19 protein-coding genes are annotated in these 24,539 nt (G+C 60.6%); 11 read left to right on the top strand and 8 right to left on the bottom strand.

The genetic code is table 11. The features are described 5' to 3' along the window. The first annotated feature begins 79 nt into the window (after window positions 1-79). From ACYQ54_RS19680 to phnN, 3 genes are read left to right on the top strand one after another with little or no spacing between them, the layout of a single operon-like run. Window positions 80-829, top strand: a complete 750-nt coding sequence (locus tag ACYQ54_RS19680; protein WP_460085622.1) for a DUF1045 domain-containing protein — start codon at window positions 80-82, stop codon at window positions 827-829. Beyond that, window positions 826-1,971, top strand: coding sequence for an alpha-D-ribose 1-methylphosphonate 5-triphosphate diphosphatase (locus ACYQ54_RS19675; RefSeq protein WP_460085621.1), 1,146 nt, complete (start codon window positions 826-828; stop codon window positions 1,969-1,971). The genes ACYQ54_RS19680 and ACYQ54_RS19675 overlap by 4 nt, the downstream gene beginning before the upstream one ends. A 13-nt stretch (window positions 1,972-1,984) precedes the next feature. Next, window positions 1,985-2,542: a phosphonate metabolism protein/1,5-bisphosphokinase (PRPP-forming) PhnN gene (gene phnN, locus ACYQ54_RS19670; RefSeq protein ID WP_460085619.1), complete on the top strand. Its 558-nt coding sequence runs from the start codon at window positions 1,985-1,987 to the stop codon at window positions 2,540-2,542. A 12-nt stretch (window positions 2,543-2,554) separates the two neighbouring features. On the opposite strand, the gene ACYQ54_RS19665 is transcribed toward phnN, so the two are convergent. Both ACYQ54_RS19665 and ACYQ54_RS19660 read right to left on the bottom strand, forming a co-directional pair. Next, window positions 2,555-2,905, bottom strand: a complete 351-nt coding sequence (locus ACYQ54_RS19665; RefSeq protein WP_460085618.1) for a hypothetical protein — start codon at window positions 2,903-2,905, stop codon at window positions 2,555-2,557. 221 nt (window positions 2,906-3,126) lie between these two features. After that, window positions 3,127-3,660, bottom strand: coding sequence for a winged helix-turn-helix transcriptional regulator (locus tag ACYQ54_RS19660; RefSeq protein ID WP_460085616.1), 534 nt, complete (start codon window positions 3,658-3,660; stop codon window positions 3,127-3,129). 46 nt (window positions 3,661-3,706) lie between these two features. Between ACYQ54_RS19660 and ACYQ54_RS19655 the strand changes: the two genes are divergently transcribed. The 3 genes from ACYQ54_RS19655 to ACYQ54_RS19645 all read left to right on the top strand — a co-directional run bounded on the left by ACYQ54_RS19655 (window position 3,707) and on the right by ACYQ54_RS19645 (window position 5,802). Beyond that, window positions 3,707-4,078 carry a VOC family protein gene (locus ACYQ54_RS19655; RefSeq protein WP_460085615.1) on the top strand — a complete coding sequence of 124 codons (372 nt, stop codon included), beginning with the start codon at window positions 3,707-3,709 and terminating at the stop codon, window positions 4,076-4,078. 306 nt (window positions 4,079-4,384) lie between these two features. Beyond that, window positions 4,385-4,753: a group I truncated hemoglobin gene (locus tag ACYQ54_RS19650; RefSeq protein ID WP_460085613.1), complete on the top strand. Its 369-nt coding sequence runs from the start codon at window positions 4,385-4,387 to the stop codon at window positions 4,751-4,753. Beyond that, a complete protein-coding gene (locus tag ACYQ54_RS19645) occupies window positions 4,750-5,802 on the top strand; it encodes an adenylate/guanylate cyclase domain-containing protein (protein ID WP_460085612.1) in 1,053 nt (350 codons plus the stop codon). Before ACYQ54_RS19650 ends, ACYQ54_RS19645 begins: the two co-directional genes overlap by 4 nt. 111 nt (window positions 5,803-5,913) lie before the next feature. On the opposite strand, the gene ACYQ54_RS19640 is transcribed toward ACYQ54_RS19645, so the two are convergent. The 5 genes from ACYQ54_RS19640 to ACYQ54_RS19620 all read right to left on the bottom strand — a co-directional run bounded on the left by ACYQ54_RS19640 (window position 5,914) and on the right by ACYQ54_RS19620 (window position 14,180). Continuing rightward, complete coding sequence (locus tag ACYQ54_RS19640; protein ID WP_460085611.1) at window positions 5,914-8,817, bottom strand: AsmA family protein; 2,904 nt, start codon at window positions 8,815-8,817, stop codon at window positions 5,914-5,916. A 283-nt stretch (window positions 8,818-9,100) separates the two neighbouring features. After that, complete coding sequence (locus ACYQ54_RS19635; protein WP_460085609.1) at window positions 9,101-10,243, bottom strand: DUF1513 domain-containing protein; 1,143 nt, start codon at window positions 10,241-10,243, stop codon at window positions 9,101-9,103. After that, complete coding sequence (locus tag ACYQ54_RS19630) at window positions 10,233-11,306, bottom strand: imelysin family protein (RefSeq protein ID WP_460085608.1); 1,074 nt, start codon at window positions 11,304-11,306, stop codon at window positions 10,233-10,235. The genes ACYQ54_RS19635 and ACYQ54_RS19630 overlap by 11 nt, the downstream gene beginning before the upstream one ends. Continuing rightward, the gene (locus ACYQ54_RS19625) at window positions 11,306-12,835 is read right to left on the bottom strand and encodes a di-heme oxidoreductase family protein (RefSeq protein ID WP_460085607.1); all 1,530 of its coding nucleotides are present in this window, start codon (window positions 12,833-12,835) and stop codon (window positions 11,306-11,308) included. The genes ACYQ54_RS19630 and ACYQ54_RS19625 overlap by 1 nt, the downstream gene beginning before the upstream one ends. An 82-nt stretch (window positions 12,836-12,917) precedes the next feature. Next, entirely contained in the window at window positions 12,918-14,180 is a 1,263-nt protein-coding gene (locus ACYQ54_RS19620) for an imelysin family protein (protein WP_460085606.1), read from the bottom strand. Window positions 14,181-14,488: 308 nt separating this feature from the next. Between ACYQ54_RS19620 and ACYQ54_RS19615 the strand changes: the two genes are divergently transcribed. From ACYQ54_RS19615 to ACYQ54_RS19600, 4 genes are all read left to right on the top strand, one after another. Further along, window positions 14,489-14,965, top strand: a complete 477-nt coding sequence (locus tag ACYQ54_RS19615; RefSeq protein ID WP_460085604.1) for a tellurite resistance TerB family protein — start codon at window positions 14,489-14,491, stop codon at window positions 14,963-14,965. Window positions 14,966-15,059: 94 nt separating this feature from the next. Then, the gene (locus ACYQ54_RS19610) at window positions 15,060-15,815 is read left to right on the top strand and encodes a glutamine amidotransferase (RefSeq protein ID WP_460086108.1); all 756 of its coding nucleotides are present in this window, start codon (window positions 15,060-15,062) and stop codon (window positions 15,813-15,815) included. Between the two features lie 95 nt (window positions 15,816-15,910). Continuing rightward, window positions 15,911-16,426, top strand: a complete 516-nt coding sequence (locus tag ACYQ54_RS19605; protein WP_460085603.1) for a DUF1697 domain-containing protein — start codon at window positions 15,911-15,913, stop codon at window positions 16,424-16,426. A gap of 8 nt (window positions 16,427-16,434) precedes the next feature. Continuing rightward, window positions 16,435-16,929, top strand: a complete 495-nt coding sequence (locus tag ACYQ54_RS19600) for a GNAT family N-acetyltransferase (RefSeq protein WP_460085601.1) — start codon at window positions 16,435-16,437, stop codon at window positions 16,927-16,929. Window positions 16,930-17,089: 160 nt separating this feature from the next. Here the strand turns inward: ACYQ54_RS19600 and pyc are convergent, their stop codons facing one another. Beyond that, window positions 17,090-20,530, bottom strand: a complete 3,441-nt coding sequence (gene pyc, locus ACYQ54_RS19595) for a pyruvate carboxylase (RefSeq protein WP_460085600.1) — start codon at window positions 20,528-20,530, stop codon at window positions 17,090-17,092. A gap of 799 nt (window positions 20,531-21,329) precedes the next feature. On the opposite strand from pyc, the gene ACYQ54_RS19590 reads away from it, so the two are divergent. Then, complete coding sequence (locus tag ACYQ54_RS19590) at window positions 21,330-24,509, top strand: helicase-related protein (RefSeq protein ID WP_460085599.1); 3,180 nt, start codon at window positions 21,330-21,332, stop codon at window positions 24,507-24,509. Window positions 24,510-24,539: the final 30 nt, after the last annotated feature.

Genomic DNA, 24,539 nt, shown 5'->3' with positions numbered 1-24,539 from the left:
GGTCACTCCCTCAGAAAATTGAAGGATGTGGCCCTGCCACATCCCGGCCGAACCACATTTCAAAATCGCGATTCCATTCATGCGCTACGCTCTCTATTTCGCCGCCGATGCCGACGACCGCCTGATGCAGCTCGGAAATTCCTGGCTCGGACGTGACCCCTTCACCGGCACGCCCCTGCCGCAGCCGCAGCTGCCCGGCGTGACACCGGCCCGGTTTCAGGAACTGACGACCGATCCGCGCCGCTATGGATTTCACGGCACCTTGAAGGCACCGTTCTCGCTTGCTGCCAACCAGACCGAGGCGGGACTTCTGGACGCCTGCCGGAGCTTTGCGGGGGAAATCGCACCTTATGAAGTCCAAGGGTTCGGCGTAAACCGGCTTGGCCGCTTTCTGGCGTTGACCCCGCAAGCCGAGGAGCCGGCATTGCGCGCGTTTGCCAGCTTGTGCGTGCGCCGGTTCGAGCCATTCCGCGCCCCGCTGTCCGAGACAGACCTGGAACGGCGCCGCAAGAGCGGTCTGTCGGAAAAACACGACACCTATCTCGTCAGGTGGGGCTATCCCTATATTTTCGACGAGTTCCGCTTCCACCTGACCCTCTCCAACAAGCTGGAAGACGATACCGACATGGAACGGCTGGCAAATGCCGCCCACGAGCACTTTTCGGATGTCACCGGCAAGAAGCGCCTCTGCAAACACGTTGCGCTTTACACCGAAGCTGAGCGGGGCGCGCCGTTCAAGGTCCACACCGTTTTTGAACTGAGCGGCAGCACCACCCCTGCCGACGCCCTCAGCCAGGCCGAGCGTCTCTCCCAAGAGGAAACTGCATGAGCAAGCATCCCAAAGTCTTCAAGAATGCCACTCTGGTTCTCGCAGGCGAAGTGTTCGACGGGTCCCTGACGGTCGATGATGCCGGCCTGATTTCCGGCATCGGATCGCCGACCGATGTCGACGGCCATGATTGCGAAGGCGACTTCCTGCTGCCGGGCCTGATCGAGCTGCACACCGACCATCTGGAAACCCACTACGCACCACGTCCGAAGGTGCGCTGGAGCCCGGTCTCCGCCGTGCAGGCCCACGACGCCCAAATCGCCTGCTCTGGCATCACCACGGTGTTCGATGCGCTGCGCGTCGGCATGGATGAAGACGCCGACCTCGGCTATTCGGACATGCGCGCGCTTGCGGATGCCATTGAAACCGGCCAGCGGGAAAACCGCCTGCGCGCCGACCACTTCATCCATTTGCGCTGCGAAGTCTCCGCACCGGACGTGCTCAGCGCCTTCAAGGTGTTCGAGGACGACGACAGCATACGGCTGATCTCGTTGATGGACCACACACCCGGACAGCGCCAGTTCGTGTCGATGGATGCCTACAAGATCTACTATCAGGGCAAGAAGGGCTTCACCGACGCCCAGATGGACGATTTCATCCGCAAGCGCCAGGCGCGCGCCAGCAGCCTGGCGCCGGAAAACCGCAAGCAACTGTCGGCCATCGCCCGGTCGCGCGGTATCGCCATCGCCAGCCATGACGACGCCACCACCGCCCACGTGGACGAGGCGATTTCACTTGAGACGAAAATTGCCGAGTTTCCGACCACACTGGAAGCTGCCAGGGCGTCGCACGAGGCCGGCATGGCCGTTCTGATGGGAGCTCCGAACGTCGTGCGCGGCGGATCCCATTCCGGCAACATCTCGGCAAAGGAGCTCGCTGAAGCAGGTGTTCTGGATGTGCTCTCCTCGGATTATGTGCCGATTTCGTTGCTGCAGGCCGCGTTCCAGCTGGCTGCGGAGGTCGAGGCGATTGCCTTGCCACAGGCAGTTGCCATGGTCACGGCAACGCCTGCAAAGGCCATCGGTCTGGACGATCGCGGCATTCTGGAACCCGGCCTGAGAGCCGATCTCATTCAGGTGAAGATGGTTGGCGACATTCCGATCGTGCGTGGTGTCTGGCGCGAGGGCAAGCGGGTTGCCTGAGGCTGCTTCCGACATGACAGAAAAACTCGGGCCGGGCCACATGGTTCTTGTGGTCGGCCCGAGCGGGGCCGGCAAGGACACGCTGATGGCCGCGCTGAGAGCGCGCCTGTCGGGACGGAACGACGTCAACTTCGCGCGGCGCGCAATTACACGTCAGGCCGATGTCGACGCCGAGGATCACGATACGCTCTCCCGCATGGAGTTCGAAAGCCTGAGGGCCGCCGGAAAGGTCGCGCTGTGCTGGGAAGCCCATGGGCTCGGCTATGTCATTCCGGCAACCTACGACCGGGCAATCGAAGCGGGCCAGACAGTGATCGCCAATGGCTCGCGCAAGGTGTTGAAGCAGGCAGAAGACAAATACCGGAATGCAAGTGTCCTGCTGATCACCGCACCGGTCGAAATTCTGGCCGAACGCCTTGCCGCACGCGGCCGCGAAACCAGGCGGGAGATCGAGGAGCGGCTGCGCCGCGCCGACCTGGAGCCGGAAAACGTCGCCAACCTGATCCGCATTGAAAACACCGGCACGGTGGAGGATGCGGTTGACAGGATGGTCACCGCGCTCGGTCTTTGAGCGTGTCCGTATCTAGTCGGCGAAAGCGCTCTGGACAGCCTGACTGAAGACCAGGGCCCGGGCATCGAGCGTCTCCTGATGATCACCGTCAAAGGCGTGAACCATGGCGCGGAACTGTCGTGCTTCTTCGCTCAGTTCGGGCTCTCCGTTCGGCGGGCGAAGATGGATCAGGGCCTGTTCGTGCCTGACCACCAGATCTGCCAGATAGAGGGCGGAGCCGATCATATAGGCCCGATACTGCAGGCGTTTGACATGATCGATCCTGTGAACGTCCGGTTCCTGCAAAAGCTGCCAGAAGCCGATGACATTCGTGCAGGCGGTGCGCATCAGGCGACCGCATTTCTCTTCGTCTGACCGGGACATGCTTGCCTCGCAAGATTCGTCGCGACCCTTCAAGCGTAGCGCTACACTTGGAAACTGCAATGAACCAGAAGAGTCATGAGGCCTCATCACACGCCCAGATTCATTGATTTTGAAATTAACGATTTCAAACAGATACTTGCGCAGTGGACGACGGAGGGGAAAACCCAACCTCCAGACCAGAAAATGCAACCAGAAGGGTAGAACTTTGGTTCACATCCAGGTCAGCGGACGCCTGCGGAGATCGCCTGATTGATTTGCAGCCCCGCATTCACAGCGTGATAGACCGGGAAAGGCGTACGCTGTGACAGGTCGATATCCCGCCTCAACCACTCCTGATCTTCCAGAACACCAAGGGACTTCGACAAGGCCCGATCCGTGACCGGTCCGAGGCCGGACTTGATCGCCGTAAACCGGCTCGGGCTCCCGGTCACGGCAAGGATCGGCACCGTCCAGCTTCGTCTCAAAACAGCAAAAGCATCCTCATCGGGAACGATCTCCTCGATCCGGCTCGCCATGCCAGCAGCCACCTTGCCTGTTTCCGTCAGCCGAAACTCCGGCCGCAGAGGATGGCCGTGGCCGGGGTTTCGCTCCAGAAGCCCAAGCAGGAACAGATGGTCAAGGCTTGCCGAAAAAGAACTGCGGCTTGCCCCTGTTGCCGCAATCAACGGAGCTTGGCGCCCGGGAAGGCCTGCATGCAACTGAGCCAGAATTTTCAGGGACCAGGCCTTGGACGTGAGGTTGACAAGAAGCTGCATATCCATGTTTTATAGCTACTATACTTTTGCTACATAAGGAAGTCTCATGTCTGTCGTTTCACTGGATAACACGATCACCCTCGCCCTCTCTGTTCGCGACAGGCATGCAAGTGCCGACTGGTATGCGGCAAACCTCGGCTTCGAATTGCTCTTCCATATGGACGAAGCTGGCTGGAGCGAGATGGCAACCCGAACCGAAGGCGTGACCCTGGGCCTGGGCGAACAGTCTGAACCAGCGCCGGGAAACACGGTTCCCGTGTTCGGTGTGGCCGATATCGCGGTTGCCCGCAGCGCACTGGAAAAAGCGGGGGTCAAATTCGACGGGGCAACAGAAACCATCGAAGGCATGGTCAGCACCGCAACCTTCTACGATCCGGACGGCAACGCTCTCATGCTTGCGCAGGATCTGTCCAAATAAACAGGTTCAAGGGTCGGGAAATCTCGGAAGGGGCTGTGACATCGTGTTGCCGCACGAACGCTGCCCCTTACACGCGCCTGGTTCTGAACACGGCGACACTCTGATCCGCATCAAGAACACTGGGCCAGCGGGTGAAGCAGGCACGCGCCATTCGGCAAGGAATTGCCCACAAAAATGCGCCAGTCTCTTCCCGAGAAAGTCCGAATAGATGACGCAGAGGAATTGAAAACACAATATCTTTCCATTGGCAGAATAGTCGATTACTCTCTTGTTCTTGATCTCATTCTGAAAATCGAGTCCTGCGGCATGTCTGCGACATTGTTTGAAAAGTACGGCGGCTTCGGCTCGGTGAGCCGCATCGTAATGACCTTTTACGATAAGGTTCTCGATTCCGACGAGATCGGTGACTTTTTCGACGAAGTCGACATGACGCGTCTGATCGATCATCAGACCAAATTCATCTCCTATCTGTTGGGCGGGCCGGTTTCCTATTCGGAAGAACGACTGAGACGTACCCATGCATCCCTTGATCTGACAAACGAGGACTTTGACGAAGTTGCGCGTCTTCTGCGTGAGACGCTGGTGGAGCACAAATTCGATCCGGGCGACATCAAGTCCGTAATGAGGGAAATTGAAGCCCGCCGGGCCGCCATCCTTTCGACCGGTGCATTATGAACATCACCGCCATCAACCAGCAGCTCTTGCGCGCGATCGGCGTCGGCATCGCGGTCGTCAGCAGCAAGGACCTGCAGTTCCTGTTCTACAACGGTCCGTTTTCCGATTGGTTCGGCAAGCCGGAAGCCGTCACGACGTTTGCCGATCTGCTGCCGGATATCGATGTCGAACAGGTTCGGGCGGCAATCGAAGACCAGGGCCGCTTTACCGGCGAGGTGTCCGTCAAGCTGAAGCGCCGGACGCTGGTCATCGCCTTGACGGTTTCGCCGGCCGAGGAGCAGGATTTCCTTGTCGTGGAGTGTCAGAACATCACGCGGATCCGCGAACTGGAGTCGATGATCGACAGCTATTCTTCCATGGTTGAGCGCAATACGCGGGAACTGGAGCGGGAAAAGGAACGTGTCGAGCGCCTGCTGCTCAACCTGATGCCGCGCTCGGTCTATGAGGAGTTCAAGACCTTCGGTGTCGTCACACCACAGCTTTATGAAAGCGTTTCCGTGGTCATGCTCGACTTCGTGGACTTCACGAAATTCTCGGCGGAAAACGACCCGACGGTGACGCTCGGGGAGTTGAACGACATCTTCACCGCTTTCGACCGAATTGCCGAGCAGTTTGGTTGTGAGCGCATCAAGACCATCGGCGATGCCTATCTTGCCGTTGCGGGCATGCCCGAACCTTCGCCGGATCACATGCGCGCGGTTGCCAATTGCGCTGTCCGCTTCATTCGTTACCTGGAACGCCGAAACCAGAGCCATCAACACAAGTGGAGGGCTCGTGTCGGACTGGGCACGGGATCAGCGGTCGGTTCGGTCGTCGGAATCCAGAAATATGTCTATGACGTCTTCGGTTCGGCGGTAAACCTGGCTGCACGATTGCAGGAATTCGCCAATCCGATGTGCGTCGTGGCTCCCGATGCCATGAAGGAATTCCTGGTGGACGAATTTCACCTGGAAGACCTCGGCAAACGGGAGATCCGCAGCTTTGGAGAAATCCGGCTGATGCGGGTCAACCCTGGCGTCGAACTGGCGCAACGGGTGAGGCAGTTCTGAACGGACAAGTCTTGCGCCGTGGCACAATCGGCTCTGAAAGACACCTGTTGAAACCGACGAAATATGGCGCGGTGCCGCACCGAAATGCAGCACCTTCGCTCAGCCGCGCCGTCAGTTCTTCTTTTTCTTCTTGTTTCCGAACACGTTGCCCAAAAGGCCCGAAGGCAGGCCGAAACCTTCTTCTACCGCCTTCAGAACTTCCTCGTCGTCGACATCGCCTTCGAGAACCTTCTGAACGTCGATCTGGGTCTTGCCGCCGGTCGCCTGGTTGATGACCTTATTGGCCTGGTCGACCAGTTCCTGCGACGGCTCCTTCTCGCCCTGGAGAATGGAGATCAGCTCACCACCGGTTTTCTGCAGCTGCTTGTAGGCAGCCTCCGGATTTTCCAGAATGCCCTTGATGTCCGGGTAGATGCGCGGATCGTTCCAGGCACCTTCGATCACGATAGGCACACCCAGGCCGGCCAGCTTCTTGTCTTCACCCTTGCGGCGCGGCTGCGGTGCCTGACCTTCGAGCGTCGGCACGATCTTCGGTTCCACTCGCCAGGAAAGACGCTGCGCGGGCATATCCGTCGTGCCCTTGCCCGACATGCGCACCAGAGGCCCGATCAGGGACAGATCGTCCGTCTTGGCGATGCCGTTCTGAATCTGGAATGTTGATCCAAGCGAACTGAAGTCCGTCTTGGCCGACGGGTTTGCCTGCCAGCCAAGCAGGGTTTCCACCGAAAGGCCGCGCACCATTTTCGGCACGTTGATGCCCCTGATCGCACCATCGGCGAACTTATAGTCCGCCGTTCCGTTCAAAGCCTGGACCAGCGCCTGTTCACTGCCCCCCTTGGAGGTGACATTCAGGTTGATCGTGGCCATGCCTTCGATCCAGCTGAAATCGGCGGCATCCCTCAACAACGGATAGGCATTGAGGTTGGCAAGAGCGAATTTCGCGGCAACCTCCGGCGTGGCTGACGCCCCGTTGAGCGTCACCGTACCGGTGCCGGAGCCGCCATAAAGAGCCAGGTTTTCCAGATTTGCGGTCAGCACACCGTTCTTGATGGTGGTCGACAAAGCACTCTGGTCAATCTTGATCTTGTCCCAGCGGATTTCCCTGGTGGTCAGCTTGAGGTCGGCGTCGATGGCGTTGAGACCGGAAAAATCTATCGGCTCCGTGCTCCAGCCGCTTGCACCACCGCGCTTGCCGCCGCCACTCGAGGAATTTCCGGACGCTTGGCCAGAACCGCCACCACCCCCGCCGCCTGCGCCCGAAGACGATGCGCCGCCGAGATAGGGGTCAAGCACAAGTTCCCGCAGATCCAGCCGCGCCGTAACGCTTGGCTTGCCGCCAAGGACGACCCGTCCATTGGCTTCACCCGACGTATCGTCCAGGGTGAACCGTGTTTCCTCGAATGAAATCGTCTCGCCTGCAACGCCGAAGATGCCCGAAGCCTTGAACCGCTTCAGACCGCCGCCGCTACCGAGTGGCTTGCCAAGCCACGCCATGAGCCCGCGCAAGTCAGCAGTATCGACACTGACCGCACCATCAAGCGCACCGTCGCGCGAAGCCCGGCCGTTGAAGCCGGCGCTCACGCGATTGCCTTTCACGTTCACCGAGATCGGCGCAGCTTCCCCAGCCAGCAGGCGGGCGGTGTCGCCTTCGCCGGTCAGGCTGAAGGCTTCCCCGCGCCAGGACAAGGCGCCGCTGAGCGATATCGGGTTTTCCAGCCCCTGCAGATCGATTTCCATGGCAAGGTTCGTCAGGCGGTCCGCTTCCGGATCGCCGCCGACCGCCGAAGCAAGCCCCAGTCCGCCAATCTCGCCCTCGGTGATGCGCACGGCCCCCGTGATATCAAGACCGGCAAGCAGTTCCTCACCCGTCAGCCCCACGGTTGCGAAGGCGAGGTCGAGACTGAGTTTGCCGCTCGCGGGCAAATCCCGGCCCGCCAGCTGCAGGAGATCGGCAATCGAGCCATCCTTCAGCACCAGTCGGCCGGAAACTTCCGGCACAAGCCCGGACAGATCCGCATCTGCCGCCCCGCCGAGGGAGAGCTGGCCAAGCGTGATGTCGAGATCGGCCAGCGACAAATTGGCCTCGGTTCCCGCAACCTTGGCCGATACAGCAAAAGCACCCGGATCAGCGGCAAGGTCTTGCCCGGCCAGCGCTGCAAGCGCTTTCAGGGAGGGTCCAGCCGCTGAAAGGGCCAATTCGGCGCGTATCGGATCCAGGCCGGATTGACCAGTGACGGAAATGCTGTTTTCACCGCTGGAAATCTTCAGGTCCACCGGCACCTGTTCACCACCCATGAGGCCAAGCGGGTTCGTCAGGGATCCCTCGACGGCGACCGGCAACTCGCGGAAAGTGAAACTGGATGTCAGATCGACCTCACCCGAAAGGCTCGGAGCCTGCAGGCTGAGATCGAGATTGGAGATACGAACTGGCTCGGGAGCACCCGGTGCCTTGTAGGTCACCGTGCCGCCGGTGATCTGCAAGCTGTCGACGCCGATGCTCTTCAGGTAGCCTTCCGAAGCTGCCGCAGTCTCTTCCGGGCTTGCCTGTGGTGCAGGTGCCGGAGCGGTTTCTGCCGCGCCCCCGGTTTCGGCGTCGCCGGTTTCCTCTGCGATCACGTCTTCAATGTCGCGGCGCGGTTCCCAGCTTGTGGTGCCGCTCGGGCCGATTTCCAGATAGATGTCCGGCTTGTCCAGGGCAATTCCGGTGACCTGAATATTGCCGGAAACAAGACCGCCCCAGGCCAGACCGAATTCAACACGTTCGGCCTTGGCAAATTCGATCCCGTCGGCACCGGCCTCGCCGGCAAGGCCGATATCTTCCGCTACCAGAGAAAATCCGGGAAACAACGACAAGGACACAGGTCCGTCCAGGCGCACGCGCCAGCCAAAGCGCTTGTCCACCTGTTCCACCACCTGGCGCTTGATTTCGTCCTTGGGCAGGAACAGCGGCACCACCAGAACGATGGTTACCAGCATGAACAGCAAACTGCCCAGTCCGATCAAAAGCCGACGCATTTAATGTCTCCCCGTCGCGAATCGGTCCCCAATGTAGACCAATCGGGCCGGAACGTCCCCAAGCAGAAGCAACGGCTTTCGCAGGAAAGGAAACAGAACGCTCAAATACCGGCAAATCGGTCTACGGATCCGCAACCCGGCCTTACGGCGGTCATGCGGACCGGAGCAATGTGCCTGCCGATTTTGACAAAAGCAGGAATTCTGCCGAATTTGGTTCAACGAGCGGATTTTCGGCACAGGCCTGCCGGAACCCGGGTAACCCCAGGCCGGCGGCCGCCCGGTCTCAGGACAGGGCGAACATGTGATTGTCCCAGGATATCCCCGGTGGGCGGGCCAGGATTTCGGCCGGCTGAGCAGGATCGTCCACCAGTGACAAAGCTCCATTGCCGTCGGATATCAGGAAGCTGCCCTGATCGATCGGTGCAACGCCGCATCCGTCGGCAATGGCCTCGGCACCGAGGAACGCGCCCGTATCGGCTTTCCAGAACAAGGTCTGCCCGCCCCGCGGAGCTGATGTTGCTATCACGTCGCCGCTTGCGTTGGCGGTAACCGACCCGATGTAGTTCTGCAGACCGGAGGCTATACCGGTCGGGATTTCCGTCAGAACGGGTGCCTCGTCTCTTGAGAACACGCCGACCAGAGGCGGCAGGTCCGTTTCCGGGCCTTCGAACTGGCCGCCGACCCATGCTCGCCCCTGCCCGTCCAGCGCCATGTGCCGGAGCGACAACTGGTGCAGGGAGACGTCCAGACCATGGCTGGCGTGAAGATCGCCAGTCTCGCTGTCCAGGAACACCACTGTCGGCGACATGGTATCGAGATTGAGCTTCTCACGTCCCTTGTCCGGATGGGTCATGATACCGCCGTTGGCAACGACCAATGTCCGTCCATCCGGCGCCAGCAGGAGATCGTGGGGCCCGATGCCATGGGTATCGACCTCGCCGATCCGCTGCACCTGACGACCGCTCATGTCGTAAACACCGAGCACGCCGCGAGCAGTCGCATAGTCATTTTCGACCGCATAAAGCAGCCTGCCATCTGCGGAAAAACAACCGTGGCCGTAATAATGGCGGCCTGGTTCGGCCGTCACGACCTCAGGCCCGGCATCCTGAAACGGCCGCACCACGACCGCGAAGGTGCCAGGTCGCCGGGCGAAGGCGACAAACCGGGTTCCATCGGGGGAAACCGCCACACCGTGGCCCCGCCCCGGCAGTGCGATCCCGGCCAGGACCTGACCGAGGTCGTCGACGACACCAACGCCATAATCACCGTTTTCCAGCTTGTAGGCGCTCACGAACAGCGGCACCCCTTCCAACGCTTCACGGCTCAGGAGGCTTTCCGCAAGCGTCGAACCGGAAAAGGCCGGCAACGCAGCAAGGCTGCCAAGCGCCGCCAGAAATCCACGCCGGGAAAGAGGCTTAGTCCCCATCGAGCGCATTGAATCCTCCTGCAAGTTCAAGGGCACCGGCAAGTTCAAGGGCGATCGTGTCTCGAAGCGACTTCAAGGTGATCGCAAGCACCGCGACCTTGTCATAGGCATCGCCTTCTTCGAAGGACTGCCGCAGAGGCGGCTCCAGCGTTTCCAGGAGATTGACCGCATTGCCGAATTCGAAATCGAGCGTGTCATAGATCCAGGTAAAATCGTCGGGCGTCAGGTCCTTCAGATCCAGAGAGGTGATGGCGTCGTGAACGCCAAGCAGCTCACCGCTGAGATAGACCACGCTGTTGCCGGACCGAGAGAAGGGAAAGCGCGTCGCCTTTGCCTTGTCCTTGCCGGTTCCCAGAGCCGGAAGGACATCCTGATCCCGGGCGATGATCAGCCCGGTGACCAGCGTATTGAACACGCTCTCCAGCGCTTCCTTCGACGTATGGAACCGTTCGTTCCCACCTTCAGCGCTCAGGAGCACGGCGCTGTATCCGTCCGGATCCTGCCAGCCTGCCGCGATGTCGCCCGCCATGGCGGCGAGGTTTTCCGAAATCGCCAGGGCATAGCCGCAACTGAATTCCTTGCCGTCGTCCGCCTGCCCCAGCCGGACGGTACTGTTCTTGTCGAAGGCCAGCAGTTCCAGCGCCGTCAGGCCCTGGACCGCTACGCTTTTGTCCTTGAGCGTGGCCGCGGACAGGGCGCCCTCGTCTTCAGCGGCCAGAAGCTTGCGGATCTGGCGCTGCGTGATACCGCGCGGATCGGGCAAAAAGGCCAGCCGGCTGAGACGGTCGTTGTCGAGCAGCGGACCGAACCGCAAGAAATGCACATGCGAAAAATCACGCACCGTTTCAGAAAAGGCCGTCTCGAACCCTTTGACGGAAGCCTCGTCCGCATTCGCGCAGACGCTGCGCACGGCATCCGGAAGTTTCGCAGCGGTCTCGGCGAACGTGCCGGTCGCGGGCTTGATGTAGGCCTCGATCAGATTGTCGAGCTTCGGTTCGTAGTCCGTCGCGAATGCCGGCTGAACGGTCAAAACGGCGAGGGCGGCGAATAGCAGACGGCGCATCAAAGAGACTCCAGAAAACGTATCAACGACTGCCGGTCGGCAGGTGGCAGCGCAACCACGGTGTCGCGCGCTTGTCTTGCTTCGCCATCGTGCCACAAAACCGCCTCCAGCAAATTACGTGCGCGACCGTCATGCAGGAACCTTGTGTGATTGTTGACGGTCTCGGTCAGGCCTATGCCCCACAGCGGCGGCGTGCGCCACTCCCGTCCGCCGGCGTCACCCACGGGACGATTGTCGGCAAGGCCTTCTCCCATGTCATGTAACAGGAAATCGGAATAAGGCCAGATCAACTGGAACCGGTGTGCCGGATTTTCCGCCTTGCGGCTGGTCACGAACTTCGGCTGGTGACAGACCGGACAGCCTGCCTGATAGAATATCTTCTTGCCCTTCAGCACCTCGGGATCATCCACGTCGCGGCGCATCGGCACTGCCAGGTTTTCCGAATAGAAGGTGACGAGATCCATGACCGGATCCGGAGCTTCCGAAACACCAAGGTTCGCCTGTTCGCCATGCGGCAAAGCCAGGCACGCGCTTTGCGCTTTCGTGCAGTCGCCGTAATTGCCGGGCATCTCGGGCGTCGAAATGCCGATATCGCCGGAAAACGCTGCCGCGCTCTGGGCACGAACGGAAGGTTGGGACGCTTTCCAGCCGAACCGGCCAAGTGCAAGCGCCCCCGTCTCGGGATCACGAACCCGGCTGACCTTGCCGGAAATCCCGTTGCCGTCCGTATCGTCCGGGTCCGCGAGGGCTTCAATGTCGCCGGGATGAATGGCCTGTATCAGACCGAGGCCGGTCATTGGGGGAGCCACCCGGGCCGACATCATGGTTTCGGGATGCATCTCGCCGTAGCCGAGTTCCCGGATCTTGTAGACAGGCTTCTGCAACACAGCCTTGTCACCACCGGCAAGTGGCACCTCGATCTCTTCGAACACGATATCGAAGCGACCTTCTCCGGGCAGGCCCGGCACGGCAAAGGTCTGGAACTGACCGCCATAGGTCGGTTCCGGCACCAGCATGATGTCCCTGGCGGCAAGCGCCTGGCGCTGCGCATCGGTCTGCGGTGGTATGGACAGACGCAGGAACATGGAAACGGCGTCTTCGCCGGGACGCGGTGGCCGGCCCCGACCATCCTTCAAGTGGCAACCCTGGCAGGAGCGCGCGTTATAGAGCGGCCCGAGACCGTCGGACGCCTGTGTCGATGAGGGAGACGACGCCCAGAGCTTCTTGAAAAGGCCGTTACCCACCTTGAAAGTGGCCTGTTCCTCGAAGGTCAGATTAGCGTTGGAGTGGGAATAGGCGTCCCTGTTGATCCGCTTTCGGGAGGTCCCGGCCCCGCCCTGCATGAGTTCGAAGGCTTCGGCGGCTTCGAAATCGGCCGGCGGCTGCAGAACCCTTGCGGCCTTGAGCCGGTCTTTCGCCGATAAATCATCCCGATGGGACAGCGCACCGCCTGCAAGAGCGGTGCCCGCTCCAAGGCAGAAACACAAAAAGACACCTGTCACGGTGCCCGGTCTGGGGACCAGTCTCATATTCGCATCCTGACTGTGAACCGCGAGCCCCAATTCGCGGAAAAGCCGTCAGGCGGCCAATGCCGCCTGACGGTCTGTTCGATTATTCGAAAACGGAGCCCGGATTGTCCAGGCTGTCGGAGCCTTCGAACGCGATATCGTCGAGTTCGAGCACCTTGACGACGCGCTCGATGGAGGCCGTCTGGTCGACCAGCGCATCGACGGCAGCCTGCACGATGGCGTTGCCTTCATCGTTGCCTTCACCGATCATCTGGTCGTAGGCTTCACCGGATTCGGCCCGTGCCTTCATGGCTTCGAAAGCCGCAAGGGTGGCGTCGAGTTTCGCCTTCATTTCCTCTGCCAGCGCCGGATCCTTTTCCGCCACCAGGTCGGCCAGGGAAGCCCCGGACACATCATTGCCGACCGGGCTCTTGTAGGAGCCGAAATAGACGTTCCGGATACCGACCACGTCGTTGTAGTGCGACATGTGGGTGTTGTCGGAGAAGCAGTCATGTTCTTCTTCCGGATCATGCAGCATCAGGCCAAGCTTGATGCGTTCGCCGGCCAGTTCACCGTAGGAAAGAGAGCCCATGCCGGTCAGGATCGTGGCGAGACCACCGGCCTCGCCCTTGCTGGCAAGTTCCTCACGCGCAGCGCCGTCCGGAGCCCATGCGGCGGCCATTTCCTCAAGATCGGAAATCAGAAGATCGGTTGCGGCCTGCAGATACTGAATGCGGCGGTCACAATTGCCGCCGGTGCAATTGGCCGGATCGAAGTCGGTTGCAGGACGGTTGCCGGCACCGGCATCCGTGCCGTTGAGATCCTGACCCCACAGCAGAAACTCGATGGCGTGATAGCCGGTTGCGACGTTCGTTTCCACTTCGCCCGCTTCCTGCAGCTTGTCTGCAAGAAGATCCGGCGTGATTTCGGTGGCGTCGATGGTTTCACCGCCAACCTTGAGCGATGGATTTGCGATCACGTTGGCAACGTAGAGGTCGTTTTCTTCCGATTCATCGCCATAGGACGCGTCGACATAGTCGATCAGGCCCTCATCGAGCGGCCAGGCGTTCACCTTGCCTTCCCAGTCGTCGACAATGGCGTTGCCAAAGCGGTAGGCCTCGGTCTGCTGGTAAGGGTCACGCGCTTCCTTCCAGGCGGTGCGCGCAGCTTCCAGGTTTGCTTCGGTCGGTTCAGCCACCAGCTTGTCGATGGCGGTCTTGAGCGTCTTGGCCGTTGTGAGCGAGTCCGCATACTTCGCCTGGGCGATGTCGCCGTAGGTCGACAGAACATCGGAAGGCGCTGCAGCCAGGGCCGGTGTAACGAAAAGGGCAGAAGCGGCCAGAAGGCCAAGCTTGAAAGTATTCATCGATCCATCCCGTAAACTGTGCCGCCCGCGGTGCGCATGGACCGGCCCTGGGCGAAAACTGAATGATTTTGTGGCGCGTAACACGCCCTGCAACGAGAGGTGAAACCATTTCATGAGGGTAAAAGTCAAGTTATAATTCCAAAAAAATCAATAGTTTAGAACGGTTCCAAAAAGTTGACTTAGAAATGCCGGATTTGGTTCCCATCTCAAAGTCTTAAAGCCGACATCAACTCTTTGATGCTAAAGAGGGAATGGTATAGCAATAAAAGCCGGCCTGTTTGGGGGGCCAGGCAACAGGAACGACTGACATGCTGAATGCGCTGAAAAGTTTTGTCCGGGAGCTGACCTTTGGTGACAGCGGAGAAAAGACCTTCGCCGAAGATGACAAGCGCCTGGCCGCGGCAGCCCTGCTCTTTCACCTGATCGATATCGACGGCGTGATCGAGGAAAGTGAAAGCTCGAAACTGCGCGAAATCCTGCGCAAGCATTATGATCTTTCGGACAAGGAAACGACCGAGCTGATCGCTGCCGCCAAACAGCGCGACGAGGAAGCGGTTGATCTTTACGGCTTCACCTCGGTGCTCAAGCGCACCACCGACGAGGAAGAACGCCTCGCGATTGTCGAGATGATGTGGGAAATCGTCTACGCCGACGGCCACGTTCACGAGTTCGAGGACAACACCATCTGGCGGGTTGCCGAACTTCTGGGTGTCTCCACCCGCGATCGTATGACCCTGCGTCACAAGGTGGCCCAGACAGCCCCCGAGACCGACGAATTGGACTAAACGCCCACGGGATAACCAGCCGGGACGCGTATTTATGCAGGATGAAGCGGCAACGGGACTCGATTTTCGTGCCGACCTCCCTCATATTAAGTCCATGCTTTTTCAGTCCGATCCCGTTAAGAACCGACCGAAAGTCCTGATCGTCCTGCATCAGGAGCATTCCTCGCCCGGACGGGTGGGCCTTGAGCTTGTGAAGCGCGGTTTCGCGCTCGACATCCGCAAGCCCCGGTTCGGCGACCTTCTTCCCGACACGATGGACAATCATGCCGGCGCCGTTATTTTCGGCGGCCCCATGAGTGCCAACGACCCGGATGCCTTCCTTCACAAGGAAATCGACTGGATCGGCGTGCCGCTTGCCGAAGGCAAACCCTTTCTCGGCATTTGCCTTGGCGCGCAGATGATGGTCAAGCATCTGGGCGGCACGGTCACGGGCCACCATGAGAGCCTGGTTGAGATCGGTTATTATCCACTGCAGCCGACCAAAGCCGGCAAATCTCTGATGGACTGGCCGAAGAAGGTCTATCAGTGGCATCGGGAAGGCTTTGACCTGCCCCGTGGTGCCGATCTGCTGGCGTCCGGACCGACCTACCCCAACCAGGCGATCCGCGTCGGTTCATGTGCGTACGGCATTCAGTTTCACCCGGAATTGACCCACCAGATGATGGTTCGCTGGACGACAAAGGGCGCACCCCGCATGGAGCTGCCCGGCGCTCAGCAACGCCGTGACCATTTCGCCGGCCGGTTCGTCTACGATCCTGCAGTCAGGAAATGGCTCGACCGTTTTCTGGATCTGTGGATCGGCACGGCGGCGGCCCCGGTTTGCCATGACATGATGAAGGCTGCGGAATAGCTCGCCTCGCCTGCACGGCAGAAGCCCCCCGCCGCCGACAACAGACCTCTGCTTCTCATATTCGAATTTCACCTGCATTCGTATGGAAACTACCGATGACTGTCTTTGTCGCCCTGTTGCGGGCCGTGAATGTCGGCGGAACCGGCAAGCTGCCGATGGCGGATCTTCGGTCCATGGCCGAGGACATCGGCCTCGAAGCTGTTGCCACCTATATTCAGAGCGGAAATCTTGTCTTCACGACGGACCAGGAAGCTAAGGACGTTCTGAACCGGCTCACCGAATCTCTCACGGCTTATTTCGGCAAGACGCCGGGCGTCATACTTCGGACCATCCCGGAGCTCGAAACTCTTTGCGCACAAATGCCGTTTCCGGACGCTCCGCCAAACCGCGTGCTGGTGACCTTCCTGCCGGAAGAAGCCCCGTCCGATGCCCTTGAGGCAATGGTAGCACCCGATGGCGAAGAGGCCGTCGTCCTGGGGCGTGAAATCGTCGTCCGGTACCCTGACGGATCTGGTCCCTCCAAACTGAAGTTCCCGGCCCTGAAACCCGGCACCGCGCGCAACCTCAACACCGTCCGCAAACTGCTGGAGATGGCGCGGGACCGCGTGTGAGGCAAAACATGGAACGTCCAGACGTTCTCATCCGCGTTGCACGGCCGGCAGAAACGGAGCCTCTGGCTCGCATTGGCCTGGAGGCCTGGCTGCGCGGCATCGCCCCGATTGTCCAGAAGGATGTTCGCCAGAAGATCGTCAGTGACAATCCCTTCCTTCCTTTCCTGAAAACACTTGGCCCCGCAGTAATCGTCGCAACAATCGATGGCGCACCTGTCGGCATCGGCGCCTGTGAACACGCAGACGACACCATCTCCGACATATGGGTTTCCCCCGCTTTTGAGGGACGAGGAATAGGCTCTGCGCTCGTTCGGGCGCTTGAAACGGAGATCCTCGGCCGCAAGTACAAGACGGCCAACATCCAGGTCGCCGCACTCAATACGCGCGCCTTCAGCCTCTACAGGCATCTGGGTTACCGGGAAGAGTGGCGACAGGTCACGTTCGATCCGATCCTGAACGTCGAACTGGAGAAGATAGGGCTATCAAAGCGGCTCTCGCCCTGACAATCCGGAAACGAGGACATCGGATCCAAACAGAGATTTCTTTCCCCGTTGGCATCCCCGAGAAAGCGGCAGCCCGGAATGACGGGCGATAAGGAAACAAAAAAAGCCGCCCGGAAACGGTCCCGGGCGGCCTTTGGTTGTCGTCGCTGAGGCCTGCGTCCTAACTTTCGAAAACCACCAGAAGATCCTTGGCATCGATCTGGGAGCCCGGTGAGACCAGAACTTCCTTGACCTTGCCGTCACGCTCGGCGTGGAGCGCGGTTTCCATCTTCATGGCTTCGATCGAGACCAGCACGTCACCGGCGGTGACATCCTGACCGGCGGCGATCGCCACCGTGGAGATCACACCCGGCATCGGTGCGCCGACATGCGCTGCATTGCCGTCCTCGGCCTTGCGCATCGTGGCAGCACCGGTTGCACCGTGGGCACGGTCCGGCACCTTGATGATGCGCGGCTGGCCGTTGAGCTCGAAGAAGACCTTCTTCTCGCCCTTCTCGTCGGTTTCACCAATCGCCTGACAGCGGATCACCAGCGTCTTGCCGGCTTCAAGATCGACGGAGATCTCATCCCCCGGCTCCAGTCCGTAGAAATAGACCGGCGTCGGCAGAACGGAGGTTGGGCCGTATTGCTGCTGGGCCTTGTCGAAATCGGTGAACACCTTCGGATACATCAGATAGGAGGCAAGCTCGGTGTCGCTGATGTCGTGGCCGGTCTTTTCGGAAACGGCCTTGCGTTCGGCGTCGAGATCGGCCTCCTTCAGCAGTGATCCCGGGCGCACGGTGATCGGGGTTTCGCCCTTCAGCACCTTTTTCTGAAGCGCTTCCGGCCAACCACCGGGGGACTGGCCGAGATCGCCGTGCAGCATCTTGACGACACTGTCCGGGAATGCCACGTCCTTTGCCGGATCCTCGACCTCTTCCACGCTCAGCCCCTGGCTGACCATCATCAGCGCCATGTCGCCGACGACCTTGGAGGACGGGGTCACCTTGACGATATCGCCGAACATCATGTTGACGTCGGCATAGGCCTGCGCCACTTCGTGCCAGCGGGTTTCCAGACCGAGTGAACGGGCCTGTTCCTTGAGGTTTGTGAACTGACCGCCCGGCATTTCGTGAAGGTAGACTTCCGATGCGCCGAAGCGCAGGTCGCTTTCGAAAGCCCGGTACTGAGTGCGCACCGCCTCCCAGTAGAAAGAGATCTGACGGATGGTCTTCGCATCGAGACCAGTGTCGCGGTCCGAACTGCGCAGGGCTTCGACGATGGAACCGAGGCACGGCTGGGACGTGAGGCCGGAGAGCGCGTCCATGGCCGCATCCACGGCATCCGCCCCCGCTTCCACCGCGGCCAGAACTGTGGCGGCGGCGATGCCGGAGGTGTCGTGGGTATGGAAATGGATCGGCAGGCCGACTTCCTGTTTCAGCGTCCTGACAAGAACCTTGGCAGCTTCCGGTTTCAAGAGGCCGGCCATGTCCTTCAGACCCAGGATATGCGCCCCGGCCGCTTCCAGTTCCTTGGCAAGGCCGACGTAATACTTCAGGTCGTATTTCGGCCGGGCGCTGTCCAGCATGTCGCCGGTGTAACACAGCACGCCTTCACACAGCTTGCCTGCTTCCTGGACCGCGTCCATGGAAACGCGCATGTTTTCCACCCAGTTGAGGCAGTCGAACACGCGGAAGAGGTCGATACCGTTTTCCGCCGCTTCCGCGACGAAATACTTGACCACATTGTCCGGGTAGTTGGTGTAGCCGACACCGTTGGAGCCGCGCAGCAGCATCTGCAACAGGATGTTCGGCGCCTTTTCGCGGATCTTGTGCAGGCGCTCCCAAGGGCTTTCCGTCAGAAAGCGCATGGCAACGTCGAATGTCGCGCCACCCCAGCATTCCAGCGAGAACAGGCTCGGCAGGCCGGCGGCATAGGCGTCCGCGATGTTGACGATATCGTTGGTGCGCATGCGGGTTGCCAGCAGCGACTGGTGCGCGTCGCGCATGGTCGTGTCGGTCACCAGTGTCCGGGACTGGTCTTTCATCCAGTCCGCAAAGCCCTTCGGGCCCAGCTCGTCAAGTAGCTGGCGCGTGCCGGCCGGCTTGACATCTCCGAAATTGGGTATGACGGGCGCGGCGACGTCCTTCGGCGGACGCGCGCGGCTTTTGGTTTCCGGATGGCCGTTCACCGACACGTCGGCGATATAGGTCAGGAGCTTGGTCGCCCGGTCCAGACGCTTGGTCTGCTCGAACAGGGCCGGCGTTTCGTCGATGAAACGGGTCGTATAGTTGTTTGCCCTGAAATCGGCGTGGCTGATGATGTTTTCCAGGAACACGAGGTTGGTGGCAACGCCGCGGATACGGAATTCACGCAAGGCGCGGTCCATACGCTTGCGGGCGTCTTCCGCCGTCGGCGCCCAGGCCGTGACCTTTTCCAGCAGCGGATCGTAGAAGCGGGTGATCACCGCACCGGAATACGCCGTACCGCCGTCCAGGCGGATGCCGAAGCCGGTCGCCCCGCGATAGGCGGTGATGCGGCCGTAATCCGGAATGAAGTTCTGCTCCGGGTCTTCGGTCGTGATACGGCACTGCAGGGCATGGCCATTGAGAAAGATCTTGTCCTGCGACGGAACACCGCTTTCCGGTGTGCCGATCTTCTCGCCTTCGCAGATCTTGATCTGCGCCTGAACGATGTCGATGCCGGTGACCTCTTCCGTCACCGTGTGCTCCACCTGAACGCGCGGATTCACTTCAATGAAGTAGATCGCGCCGGTGTCGGCATCCATCAGGAATTCGACCGTGCCGGCACCGCGGTAGTTCACCGCCCGGCCGATCTTCAGACCGTATTCGCAAAGCTCCGCCCGCTTTTCGGCCGACAGATAGGGAGCAGGAGCCCGCTCGACCACTTTCTGGTGGCGGCGCTGGATGGAACAGTCACGCTCGAACAGATGAACGACGCTCTCGCCGTCTCCCAGGATCTGCACTTCCACGTGGCGCGCACGCTGGACAAGCTTCTCAAGGTAGATCTCGTCCTTGCCGAAAGCCGCCATGGCTTCGCGCTTGGCCGCCAGAACTTCCTTGGCCAGGGTCGCCTCATCCGGAATGACACGCATGCCGCGGCCACCGCCACCCCAGGAGGCTTTCAGCATCACCGGATAGCCGATCCCGGCCGCCAGGCGCTTGATTTCATCCATGTCGTCCGGCAGCGGATCCGTTGCCGGCATCACCGGCACACCGGCCTCGATGGCCAGATTGCGGGCGGCGACCTTGTTACCGAGGCGGCGCATGGTTTCGGACTTCGGCCCGATGAAGGTGATGCCCGCCTCTTCGCAGGCATCCACGAATTCGGGGCTTTCCGACAAAAGGCCGTAGCCCGGGTGGATGGCATCTGCGCCGGAGAGTTTGGCAACCCGGATAATCTCGTCGATTGAGAGGTATGCCTCGATCGGCCCGAGCCCCTTGCCGACCTGATACGCCTCATCGGACTTGAACCGGTGCAATGCCAGTTTGTCCTGCTCGGCATAGATCGCGACGGTCTTCATGCCCAGCTCGTTGGCGGCACGGAACACCCGGATCGCGATTTCAGATCGGTTAGCAACGAGAATTTTTGTTATCGCCAAACGCCTTCTCCCCCTAATTTTACGCAAAACGAAAAGCCTGTTTCCGCAAGATTTCTACTTTGGTCGGACGCGCTTGAAAAGGGGCAGAAGCTATGTCCTTTTTTTAACTTGGAAAATATTTTTGCGTCTGCACCCGTAACCGTTGGAAAACGAACGCTAATTCGTTTGAACCCCAGCACCACCCGGACTTTTCGAAAAAGGTGCAGCGCAGCAATTCGAGGACCAACACAGGCCCTGTAACAGGCAAAATCACTCGCGGCGGCCGCGAACCATTTCGGGACATATTCCTGTCGACCGCCCCGGATCGTTCGCCGGACACCCTGTCCGGCTAGACAGCGATCAACCCGCAACCCACTAGATCTTGTGAGAACAAATCCGCAACCTGTTTGAATCAGCGATTCGTCCGGGATTCGTTCACCCTGTGTGCCCGGGTAAACGCCACAGGCCCGAAAACACGGACTGATGTTTTCTTTAAATTAACCGTTGACAGGGATTCGACGCAAATCGGCTACAACCGACCAAAACGATTCAACCTCTTGACCAGATTCAGGATTTCGTGGCTCCACTCACATTGCGAACCACATGTCGTAGGGAACAAATCCTGAATCGTCCGGAGTCGCCGATTCGGTTTCGGTTTGTTCCAGAGTCGTTCTCCACAACTAATTTCAACCGGCAAAAACCTGACCGGCTGGCCAAAAGAATAACGACATGGCAACCCCGGCTGTGCTAGACACGCGGCACCAGATATAGGCGCTGTCCCTTTGCGCCAGTCCGAAGAAAGCCGATCACAAGCCTCCCCATGCCCCGTCCCCAGACCCTGCCGCTGCCGCCGTCTGCCCGGTCCCGCACAGTGACGGCCGTGCTCGGACCGACCAACACCGGCAAGACCCACCTCGCCATCGAGCGCATGCTGGCCCAGCCTTCCGGCCTGATCGGACTGCCGCTGCGCCTGCTCGCGCGCGAAGTCTACAACCGTGTTGCCGACCGCGCCGGCTCCGACGCCGTGGCGCTGGTGACAGGCGAGGAGAAGATCGTTCCGAAGAACCCGCGCTTCTGGGTGTCGACGGTTGAAGCCATGCCACTGGACCTGAAGACGGACTTCGTTGCCATCGACGAAGTGCAGCTTGCCGGGAACCTTGACCGGGGCCATGTCTTTACCGACCGCATCCTGAACGTGCGCGGCCAGTCCGAAACGCTCCTGCTGGGCGCGGCGACGGCACGTCCGCTGCTGGAAAAACTTCTGCCGGGCATCAACGTGGTCACGCGGCCACGCATGTCGGTGCTGGAATATGCCGGCTCCAAGAAGGTCTCGCGCCTGCCGGCCCGTTCGGCCGTGGTCGCCTTTTCGGCCGATGAAGTCTATTCCATTGCCGAACTCATCCGCCGCCAGCGCGGCGGCGCGGCCGTTGTGCTGGGGTCGCTCAGCCCCCGCACGCGCAATGCCCAGGTGGAACTGTTCCAGAACGGCGATGTCGATCACCTTGTGGCGACCGATGCCATCGGCATGGGTCTGAACCTTGATGTCCACCACATCGCCTTCGCCGGCAACCGCAAATATGACGGTTACCAGTACCGCCAGCTGACCGCTTCGGAGATGGGCCAGATCGCCGGACGCGCGGGCCGGCACACCAAGGACGGCACCTTTGGCGTGACCGGACGGGTCGATCCGCTGGACGACGATCTGATCGAACAGATCGAAAGTCACCACTTCGACAGCCTGAAAGTGCTGCAATGGCGCAACAGTGCGCTGGATTTTTCGTCGGCAAACGCTTTGCGCTCAAGCCTCGACATGGTCCCGCGCGAAGAGGGTCTCGCAAGGGCACCCATCGGCGACGACATCACCGCTCTTGAACATTTGTTGCGCGATCCCGCAATATCCGGCATGGCAAAGGGCGAAAAAGCGGTCGAATTGCTATGGGACGTGTGTCAAGTCCCCGACTATCGTAAGATCGCTCCGGCGAACCACGCAGAGTTGCTGAACACCATTTACACCCACCTGATGCAGGACAATGCGATTGCCGATGACTGGTTCTCGCGTCAATTGGCCTTCGCAGACCGCACAGATGGTGATATCGACACTCTCGCAAACCGGATTGCACATATCCGGACATGGACCTATGTCGCCAACCGTCCCGACTGGCTGGCCGATCCAGCCCACTGGCAGGGCGAGACACGCGACATAGAAGACAAACTATCTGACGCCCTTCACGAACGGCTGACACAGCGGTTCGTGGATCGGCGCACAAGTGTATTGATGCGACGTTTGAGAGAGAACGCAATGCTGGAAGCGGAAATTACATCGAGCGGCGATGTGCTCGTGGAAGGTCAGCACATCGGGAATCTGCTTGGCTTCCGGTTTGCCCCTGACGCGGCAGCCGAAGGACCGGACGGCAAGACCGTGCGTGCCGCCGCGCAAAAAGCCCTGACCACCGAAATCGAGTCTCGCGCGGACAAGCTCGGCAAGTCCGAGAATTCCGATTTCGTGCTGACGTCCGAAGCCGTGATCCGCTGGCGCGGGGAACCGGTGGCAAAGCTTGTTGCCGGAGAAGAGGTTCTGACACCGGTCGCGCTGCTGCTGGCGGATGAACATCTGACCGGACCGGCGCGCGACAATGTGCAGACGCGGCTGGACCTGTGGGTCAAGGCACAGATTGACACGCTTCTGAAACCGCTTGTGGACCTGAAGGCCGGCGAAGGCCTGGAAGGTCTTGCCCGCGGCATCGCGTTCCGCATCGTCGAAGGCCTCGGCATTCTGGAACGCCAGGAAGCCGCCGACGAAATCCGCCAGCTCGACCAGGACATGCGCGCAAGCCTGCGCAAGCACGGCATCCGCTTCGGCGCTTACACCATATTCGTGCCCGCGCTGCTGAAGCCGGCTCCGAGCCAGCTTCTTGCGCAGCTCTGGGCGCTGAAACACGGTTCGCTGGACATGAATGGCATGGCCGAGCTGCCGCAGCTGTCCGCATCCGGCCGCACGTCCATCCCGGTGGACGAATCCATCGACAAGGCGCTTTACAAGGTTGTCGGTTTCCGCGTGTGCGGACCGCGTGCCGTTCGTGTCGACATTCTCGAGCGCCTGGCCGACCTGATCCGCCCGCTGATCGCATGGAAGCCGCTTGACGCCGAAGTCAGCCCGCCGGAAGGCGCGGTCGCAACCGGAGGCGGTTTCACCGTCACCGTTGCCATGACCTCGCTGCTCGGATGCGCCGGTGAGGATTTCTCCGCCGTACTGAAATCGCTCGGCTACCGGTCCGAGACCAGGGAAATACAGCGTCCCGCAGCGGCCAAGCCGGCAACGGAAGCTGCCGCTGAGGCTCCTCCCGCGGCATCTGCGGCTGAAGCTGCTGAAGTGGACACTCCTGCCGAACCAGCCGTGGCATCTGCTGAAGAAGCACCGGCTGCCGAGGCAACTGCCGAAACCGCCGTCGCTGAAAGCACCGAGGCAGCGATATCCGAACCTGTAGCGTCAGAACCTGCTGCCGCCGAAGCCGTGCCTGCAACCGAACCGGAAGCAGCTTCTGCCGGCGACGCAGAGACCACCGAAGCCGCAACCGCGGAAAGCACCACCGATGAAGCGCCTGCAGAGGCCGCAGCGGTGGAAGCGGCACCGGCAGACGGCGATGCGGCCGAACGTGACGCGGAACTGGAAACCGTCACCATCGAGGTTTGGCGCCCGGGCCGGCACGATCGCCGTCCGCGCGGCCGTCAGGACCAGCGCCGCGGCGGCGACAACCGCCGGGGCCAAGGCCAAGGCCAAGGTCAGGGTCAGGGCCCGAAAGGCGGCCATGGTGACAAGCGTCACGGCAAGGGCGGACCGAAAGGCGAAGGCCGCGGCCGTGGTGGCCATGGCGGTCAGAAGGGCTTTGACGGCGGCAATCGCCGTGACAAGGCTCCAAGGGACAAGCCGATCGATCCGAACTCGCCCTTCGCAGCCCTGATGGCCTTGAAGGCGAATATGGACAGCAAGGACAAAAAGTAATTCCTGCGCCTGACGACCATGCTGCCGGTG

It is taken from the genome of Roseibium sp. LAB1 (assembly GCF_054658235.1).
This window is presented reverse-complemented; position numbering and strand designations above follow the sequence as displayed.

Bases quoted from the DNA above. Each gene is read 5' to 3' on its own strand.
- ACYQ54_RS19680 (WP_460085622.1), top strand. From the start codon at position 80: ATGCGCTACGCTCTCTATTTCGCCGCCGATGCCGACGACCGCCTGATG.
- ACYQ54_RS19675 (WP_460085621.1), top strand. From the start codon at position 826: ATGAGCAAGCATCCCAAAGTCTTCAAGAATGCCACTCTGGTTCTCGCA.
- phnN (WP_460085619.1), top strand. From the start codon at position 1,985: ATGACAGAAAAACTCGGGCCGGGCCACATGGTTCTTGTGGTCGGCCCG.
- ACYQ54_RS19665 (WP_460085618.1), bottom strand. From the start codon at position 2,905: ATGTCCCGGTCAGACGAAGAGAAATGCGGTCGCCTGATGCGCACCGCC.
- ACYQ54_RS19660 (WP_460085616.1), bottom strand. From the start codon at position 3,660: ATGCAGCTTCTTGTCAACCTCACGTCCAAGGCCTGGTCCCTGAAAATT.
- ACYQ54_RS19655 (WP_460085615.1), top strand. From the start codon at position 3,707: ATGTCTGTCGTTTCACTGGATAACACGATCACCCTCGCCCTCTCTGTT.
- ACYQ54_RS19650 (WP_460085613.1), top strand. From the start codon at position 4,385: ATGTCTGCGACATTGTTTGAAAAGTACGGCGGCTTCGGCTCGGTGAGC.
- ACYQ54_RS19645 (WP_460085612.1), top strand. From the start codon at position 4,750: ATGAACATCACCGCCATCAACCAGCAGCTCTTGCGCGCGATCGGCGTC.
- ACYQ54_RS19640 (WP_460085611.1), bottom strand. From the start codon at position 8,817: ATGCGTCGGCTTTTGATCGGACTGGGCAGTTTGCTGTTCATGCTGGTA.
- ACYQ54_RS19635 (WP_460085609.1), bottom strand. From the start codon at position 10,243: ATGGGGACTAAGCCTCTTTCCCGGCGTGGATTTCTGGCGGCGCTTGGC.
- ACYQ54_RS19630 (WP_460085608.1), bottom strand. From the start codon at position 11,306: ATGCGCCGTCTGCTATTCGCCGCCCTCGCCGTTTTGACCGTTCAGCCG.
- ACYQ54_RS19625 (WP_460085607.1), bottom strand. From the start codon at position 12,835: ATGAGACTGGTCCCCAGACCGGGCACCGTGACAGGTGTCTTTTTGTGT.
- ACYQ54_RS19620 (WP_460085606.1), bottom strand. From the start codon at position 14,180: ATGAATACTTTCAAGCTTGGCCTTCTGGCCGCTTCTGCCCTTTTCGTT.
- ACYQ54_RS19615 (WP_460085604.1), top strand. From the start codon at position 14,489: ATGCTGAATGCGCTGAAAAGTTTTGTCCGGGAGCTGACCTTTGGTGAC.
- ACYQ54_RS19610 (WP_460086108.1), top strand. From the start codon at position 15,060: ATGCTTTTTCAGTCCGATCCCGTTAAGAACCGACCGAAAGTCCTGATC.
- ACYQ54_RS19605 (WP_460085603.1), top strand. From the start codon at position 15,911: ATGACTGTCTTTGTCGCCCTGTTGCGGGCCGTGAATGTCGGCGGAACC.
- ACYQ54_RS19600 (WP_460085601.1), top strand. From the start codon at position 16,435: ATGGAACGTCCAGACGTTCTCATCCGCGTTGCACGGCCGGCAGAAACG.
- ACYQ54_RS19590 (WP_460085599.1), top strand. From the start codon at position 21,330: ATGCCCCGTCCCCAGACCCTGCCGCTGCCGCCGTCTGCCCGGTCCCGC.